At 57.6% G+C, this 2,415-nt stretch carries 1 protein-coding gene; it reads right to left on the reverse strand.

What is annotated here, in order from left to right:
• Nucleotides 1–2,415, reverse strand: a 2,415-nt coding sequence (locus tag ABX962_RS34760; protein WP_372726243.1) for a peptidylprolyl isomerase, incomplete at both ends; no start/stop codon positions are given.

A 2,415-nucleotide genomic window follows, 5' to 3' on the forward strand; every position in this document is an offset into this window, starting at 1 on the left:
ACATCAATGGTGGTCGGCGCGGAATCTTCGGCGACCGTGATCTTGTCATCGGCGACCGTGAAATTTTGCCCGATCGCAAGCTGCACGCTGCCATAGGCAACTGCATCGGTCGAAATTCGGTTGTCGTTGCCGTACAGCAAGACTTCGCTATCGGCCGCGTCGGCGGGTTCCGAGCGAATATTGACCGATCCGGTCGCCAACGCTTCCATGCGAATCGTCGCGATCAAACTGTCCGTCAATCCGCTGGGCGTCAAGCGATCGGTTGCCGCACCAAGTTCATCGATCAAGCCATCCGAGAATGTTCCTTTTTGCACCGTGGGGAATCGTTCACTAAAGGTGATCGAGGTTCCCGGTTTCGGTTGGATGAGGGCGCTGTTGAACAAAATGTCGGCGAACGCCGCGAAGATTCCATCAAGATCATCGCCGGTCCGAGCGTCGACGCCGATCATATTCAAGTTGAATTCTTGGCCGACCTGGACTGCGGTAATTGGTTGGCCTTGCAGATCCGTGATCGTCAGCTTGATCTCGGCGATCGGCTGGCCGGCAACATTGACGTTGAACGACTCGGTGCGAACGTTGCCCGCCGCATCGGTCAATTCGACCGTAAACGTGTTGTCGCCGGTTTGGGATGCCGTTGGTGTCCAGACGACTTCGCCGGTCGCCGCCACAATGGTCGCGCCTGCGGGTGCCGATGTCAACGTGTACGTTAAACCGTTGCCTTCTTCGCTGCTGATCAGATCGGTGCGGAATTCGCGTCCCACGTTGCCTTGGGTAGCGGCGGTTCCAACCACGCTGCCCGGAGCCTCGGTGTCGTAAACCACGTTGATGCCCGCAGTTCGTTCGCTCGTGACTCCATTGACGGTTTGCCGTGCCGCAATGTTATAGGTGCCGTCACCGAGCGCGGCGATGTTGTTGGTCGTGATCGTGATCGTTGTGCCGGTTGCCGCCCCCACGCCGATCACCGTGTTCGTCGCGGTGTTGACCAACTCTACGGTCGCACCCGAGGTGACTCCGGTGACCACAAACGACAACGTTCCCGCGTTGGTGATGTTGTCGGTGTTGCTTGTTCCCGTGTCGCGAGTTGCACTCAAGTCGATGCCCGTTGGCGTGGCCACCGATTCGCCGCTGCCAAAGGTGAATGTCACCAATTGCGTGTCCAGGTCGCTTGATGAATTTCCTGTCACGCCAGTCCCGGGACGCACGCCGACCAAAATAGGAACGGTTCCCACGAAACCGGCTTTAGGCGTCACTGTGACCACGCCCGTGGTCGGATTGACTGTGGCGGTTGCTGCGTTGGCGTTTTGGGAGCTGGCGAAATACGTGACCGCGTCTCCTTCGACATCAACACTCGATAACGCAAGCGTTGCAGCGGTTCCACTGGGGACCGACGCGGGATCGGTGATCTTGTTCAAAAATGGTTGGCTGTTCGAATTGTCTGCAACCACACTGACCGTGGTGGTTTCCGAAAACGTACGGCCTTGTGCGTCGGTCACGGTATAGGTGACGTTGGTGGTGCCGGTGGCGTTGCCTTTGGCTTTCAGCATCACCACGGCATTTTCAGTGTCATCAAAGACGTCGACGCTGGTGATGCGAATCGCGGACGTCGGCTTGTCGCTGGCGTTGGTGGCATGTTCGCTGATCGCTTCGCGAACCTTTTCACCTTCAACCAGTTGTCCAAACACGCTGTGGTTAAAGTCGAGGAAACGCTGCGCACCTTCGGTGATAAAGAACTGAGAATCGTTGGTGTCGTCACCCGCTTTGGCGTATGACAACACACCCGAACCGGTATGCATCAAGTCAGCATGGAAATCATCGTCAAAATCGCCGAGCGTCGAACCCCCTGATCCGGTCGCTGTCGGGTCGCCCCCTTGCAACACGAAGTTGTCAATCACCCGGTGGAATTGAATGCCATCGTAAAAGTTTTGATTGGCCAACGTGATCACTCGCCCGGTCGCTGTGGGAGCTCGGTCCTCGAACAACTCGAACACCATGTCGCCATAGCCTTCCATGTCGATTCGAATCGACCGGTTCCCCGACAGCACGACCGCTTCCAATAACGCGGGATTCTGGACGCTGACCGTGATCGTCAAGGGGCCGCCATCGGGATCATAGGCGTCGATGGGCACATGCAGCGGAGCTCCGATTTGGATCGTTTTGTTACCGACCGGGGCAAACGTTGGCGTTTCACCTTGCGGGATCGCTACCCCGCTGCGAGCACTCAGCGTGGCAAGCGTTTGCACGCCGACAAGTCGCGTGCCATCGGGAAATTCCCATGTCGGATAGCTGGTGATGCCCTCATCGATCGCCAACTGTGATGGCGTGCGGTCAGGATTGGTGACCTCGACAAACGGCAAATCTTTGCCACCGTCCTCGAACAACTGCTTCTGCTCGGTACATGCTGGGCACCATTCGGCG

Source organism: Novipirellula sp., from assembly GCF_041583735.1.
Classification (GTDB): Bacteria; Planctomycetota; Planctomycetia; order Pirellulales; family Pirellulaceae; genus Novipirellula.